A 4,497-nucleotide genomic window follows, 5' to 3' on the forward strand; every position below is an offset into this window, starting at 1 on the left:
TGGATGCAGCCCACGCCCCCGCAAGGATGGGTTTTTACGGCGTGTCCTGGACAGGGCTACCCCCACGAACCCGCGCGACAGCAACCCAATCGCCACGCCACAACAAACCGACCCGGCCCAAAACCCCACCCCGCATGACCGATCCGGCGCCACACGGTAAACTTCCGCCGTGAATACTCCTACCCATACCGCCCAGCAACTCGCCGAGCAGTTTGGCCTGCAGGTCCATGGCGATGGCAGCACTGCCATCCATGGCGTGGCCACCCTTGCCCATGCCGGCCCCGGCCAGCTGACCTTCCTCGCCAACCCGCGTTACCGCGCCCACCTGGCCGACAGCCAGGCCGGGATCGTCGTGCTGCGCGCCGAGGATGCCGATGCCGCCCCCGGCACCGCGCTGATCGCCAAAGACCCCTACACCACCTTCGCCAAGATCGCGGCCCTGTTCGACATCGCCCCCGCGCGACCGCCTGGCATCCACCCCAGCGCCGTGATCGACCCCAGCGCCCAGGTTGCCGCCAGCGCGCACATCGGCCCGTTCGTCAGCATCGGTGCCGGCAGCAGTGTCGGCGAGAACTGCATCATCGGCGCCGGCAGCATCATCGGCGAAGACTGTCACCTGGATACCGGCTGCGAACTGATCGCCCGCGTCACCCTGGTCACCCGCGTCAGGCTCGGCAAGCGCGTGCGCGTGCATCCCGGCGCCGTGCTCGGTGCCGACGGCTTCGGCCTGGCCATGGACGCCGGCGCCTGGATCAAGGTGCCCCAGCTTGGCGGCGTGCGCATCGGCAACGACTGCGAAATCGGTGCCAACACCTGCGTCGATCGCGGCGCGCTGGAAGACACGGTGCTCGACGACGACGTGCGCCTGGACAACCTGGTCCAGATCGCCCACAACGTCCAGATCGGCTCCCACTCTGCCATCGCCGGCTGCACCGGCATCGCCGGCAGCGCCAAGATCGGCCGTTACTGCCTGCTGGGTGGGCACGTGGGCGTCGTTGGCCACCTCGAAATCTGCGACAAGGTCGTCATCACCGGCAAGTCGGTAGTGCGCAATTCCATCCATGAGCCGGGCGAGTACTCGTCCGGTACCCCGTTGACCGACAATCGCACGTGGCGCAAGAACGCCGCGCGCTTCAAGCAGCTTGATGCCCTGGCCCGTCGCATCCTGTCTGTGAGCAAGGAGAAGGAATGAGCCACGACCAGAAGCTGCCTGACATCACCCAGATCCAGGCACTGATCCCCCACCGCTACCCGTTCCTGCTGGTCGACAAGGTTGTCGCGATCGATTACGAGAAGCGCACGATCATCGCCACCAAGAACGTCAGCATCAACGAGCCGTTCTTCCAGGGCCACTTCCCCAGCCAGCCGATCATGCCCGGCGTGCTGATCATCGAAGCCATGGCCCAGGCCGGTGGCGTGCTGACCCAGCTGACCCTGGGCCGTGATGCCCAGTCCAAGTTGTTCTACATGGTCAAGGTCGACAAGGCCCGCTTCACCAAGCAGGTGGTGCCCGGCGACGTGCTGGAAATGCACGTGGAGATCAAGCGGGTGATCCGCAACATGGCGGTGTACGACTGCGTGGCCAAGGTCGACGGCGAAGTGGTCGCCTGTGCCGAAGTGCTGTGCGCCGGCACCCGCGAATGACCCGGGCAGGAGACCTGCAATGAACGACAACGCTCCCCTCATCCACCCCACCGCGGTCATCGACCCGTCGGCGAGATTGGCTGCGGATGTACGCGTCGGTGCGTTCTGCCTGATCGGCGCCGACGTCGAGATCGGCGCCGGCACCGAAGTGGGACCGCACTGCTCGATCCATGGCCCGACCCGGATCGGCCGCAACAACCGCTTCATCGGCCATGCCGCGATCGGTGGCGAGCCGCAGGACAAGAAGTACAAGGGTGAACGCACCCGGCTGGTGATCGGCGATGACAACGTCATCCGCGAATTCGTCACGATCAACCGCGGCACCGAAGGCGGCGGCGGTATCACCACCGTCGGTGACGACAACTGGATGCTGGCCTACACGCACGTCGCCCATGACTGCCACGTCGGCAACCACTGCGTGTTCTCCAACAACACCACGCTGGCCGGCCATGTCACCGTCGGCGATTACGTCATCATCAGCGGCTTCGCCGGTGCGCACCAGTTCTGCCGGATCGGCGCGCACGCCTTCCTGGGCATGGGCGCGCTGACCAACGGCGACGTGCCGCCGTTCACCATGGTCGGCAGCGACTCGCTCGGCCGGCCGCGCGGGATCAACAGCGAAGGCCTCAAGCGTCGCGGCTTCGATGCCGAGCGCATCGCCAGCATCAAGCGCGCCTACCGCACCCTTTACGTGGCCGGTTTGCCGCTGGCCGAGGCCAAGGTGCAGCTGGCCGAACAGGCCGAGCACAGCCCTGACGTCAAGGACCTGCTGGACTTCATCGAGCACGCCGAGAGGCCGCTGCTGCGATGACGGCTCCGGGCGGGCACCTCCCAGCCGGCACGACCGCGCAGATCATCGAGCTGGCGGTGGTCGCCGATGCCCTCGGCCAGGCCAACCTGGCGCACACCTCGGACCGACCGGTGCGGATCGCACTGGTCGCCGGCGAGGCCTCCGGCGACCTGCTGGGTGCGGGCCTGGTGCGCGAACTGAAGGCACGTTTTCCGAACGCCGAGTTCGCCGGGATCGGTGGCGATGCGATGCGGAGTGCCGGCTGCCAGACCTGGTTCGATGCCAGCGAACTGGCGGTGATGGGCCTGACCGAAATCCTGCGCCACCTGCCGCGCCTCTTGAAGCTGCGCGGCCAGTTCCGCACGCGCGCGCTGGACTGGCAGCCGGATGTGTTCATCGGCATCGATGCGCCCGACTTCAACCTGGGCGTGGAGCGCTGGTTGAAGGAACGCGGCATCACCACGGTGCATTACGTAAGCCCGTCAGTGTGGGCATGGCGCGAGAAGCGTGCGGAGAAGATCGGGGCCAGCGCCGACCTGGTGCTGTGCCTGTTCCCGATGGAGCCGCCGATCTACGCCCGCCACGGCATCGATGCGCGTTTCGTCGGGCATCCGATGGCCGACGATATTCCGCTGCAGAGTGATCGCGACGCGGCACGCATGGCCCTGGGCCTGCCGTCCAACGCGAAGGTGCTGGCCGTGCTGCCAGGCAGCCGGCTGGGTGAGATCGGCAAGCTGGGCGAGGCCTTCTTCGAGGCGGCCTGGCAGGTGTCCGAGCGCATTCCGGGCCTGCATGTGGTGGTACCGGCGGCCAATCCTGCCTGCCGCCAGCTGCTCAGCGAGCAGCTGTCACGGTCGGCGTTGCCGGTGGCCTATTCGCACCTGCTCGATGGCGACGCGCGCAACGCGATGATCGCCGCCGACGTGGTGGTGCTGGCCTCGGGCACGGCCACGCTGGAGACCATGCTGGTCAAGCGCCCGATGGTGGTTGGCTACCGCGTGGCCGAGCTGACTTACCGCATCGTGAAGGCGCTGGGGCTGATCAAGGTGAATCGTTTCGCCCTGCCCAACATCCTGGCAGGCAAGGACCTGGCACCGGAGCTGATCCAGCACGACTGCACGCCGGACAAGCTGGCGGCGGCGATCCTGCAGTGGTTCGACCATCCACAGCGCGCGATCGACCTGCAGGACACCTACCGGCAGCTGCATCTGCAGCTGCGCCAGGATGCCTCGGCACGGGCGGCCGACGCGGTGGCCGAGCTGCTGGGCAAGCGCGCGGCAGGCGGGGCGGCGGCATGAGCCGGCGGCACGCGGCGGCGGCATCGATGGCCCTGTTCGATGGGGCGGCGCTGGCGACGGTGGCTCCCCGGTACGTGGCCGGCGTGGACGAAGCCGGTCGCGGCCCCCTGGCCGGGCCGGTGGCGGTGGCAGCGGTGGTGTTCTGTCCGGATCGCCCGCGTCTGAACGGGCTGGACGATTCCAAGCAATTGACTGCCGCGCGACGCGATCAGTTGTTCGACAGAATCCTGGACCGCGCGCTGGCTTTCCACGTGGTGATGGTGGAGGTGGGCGAGATCGATGCGCTGAATATCTACCAGGCGACGATGCTGGGCATGCGGCGCGCGGTGGAGGGCGTGGCGCACGTGGCGCAGTTCGCGCGCATCGACGGCAATGTGGTGCCCAAGGGCCTGCCCTGCCCGGCACAGGCGCTGGTCGGCGGTGACGGGCTGGACCGGGCGATCATGGCGGCTTCGATCCTGGCCAAGGTGAGTCGCGATCGTTTCATGCTGTCGCTGCACGAGCAGCATCCCGAGTACGGTTTCGATCAGCACAAGGGCTACGGGACGCCGGCGCATCTGGCGGCGTTGCGTTCGCACGGTCCCTGTCCGCAGCACCGCCGCAGTTTCGCCCCGGTCCGCGCGTGTTTTGACGATGCGGTGGCGGTGGCGGGGTGATTGGGGTTTTTTGAAGCTTTAGAGCTTTGAAGCTTTGAAGCAAGAGCCAAAGCGGTGTGCTGGCTGCTTGCGGTGCAGGGCGGTGCGGGTGGGTTGGCGGGACACGCCG

The 4,497-nt window shown here is 67.4% G+C and carries 5 protein-coding genes; all 5 read left to right on the plus strand.

What is annotated here, in order from left to right:
* The first annotated feature begins 169 nt into the window (after window positions 1-169).
* The 5 genes from lpxD to AC1DQP_RS17000 are packed head-to-tail and all read left to right on the plus strand — an operon-like array spanning window position 170 to window position 4,388.
* Entirely contained in the window at window positions 170-1,192 is a 1,023-nt protein-coding gene (lpxD, locus tag AC1DQP_RS16980) for a UDP-3-O-(3-hydroxymyristoyl)glucosamine N-acyltransferase (protein WP_256776810.1), read from the plus strand.
* The gene (gene fabZ / locus AC1DQP_RS16985) at window positions 1,189-1,644 is read left to right on the plus strand and encodes a 3-hydroxyacyl-ACP dehydratase FabZ (protein ID WP_256776811.1); all 456 of its coding nucleotides are present in this window, start codon (window positions 1,189-1,191) and stop codon (window positions 1,642-1,644) included. The genes lpxD and fabZ overlap by 4 nt, the downstream gene beginning before the upstream one ends.
* A gap of 19 nt (window positions 1,645-1,663) precedes the next feature.
* Window positions 1,664-2,455 (plus strand): acyl-ACP--UDP-N-acetylglucosamine O-acyltransferase, encoded by a 792-nt coding sequence (gene lpxA, locus AC1DQP_RS16990; protein WP_256776812.1) that lies wholly within the window; start codon window positions 1,664-1,666, stop codon window positions 2,453-2,455.
* Window positions 2,452-3,732, plus strand: coding sequence for a lipid-A-disaccharide synthase (gene lpxB, locus AC1DQP_RS16995; protein ID WP_478052061.1), 1,281 nt, complete (start codon window positions 2,452-2,454; stop codon window positions 3,730-3,732). The genes lpxA and lpxB overlap by 4 nt, the downstream gene beginning before the upstream one ends.
* A complete protein-coding gene (locus AC1DQP_RS17000) occupies window positions 3,729-4,388 on the plus strand; it encodes a ribonuclease HII (RefSeq protein ID WP_256776814.1) in 660 nt (219 codons plus the stop codon). Before lpxB ends, AC1DQP_RS17000 begins: the two co-directional genes overlap by 4 nt.
* Window positions 4,389-4,497 lie beyond the last annotated feature (109 nt).

Source organism: Stenotrophomonas sp. P5_A8 (genome assembly GCF_056400545.1).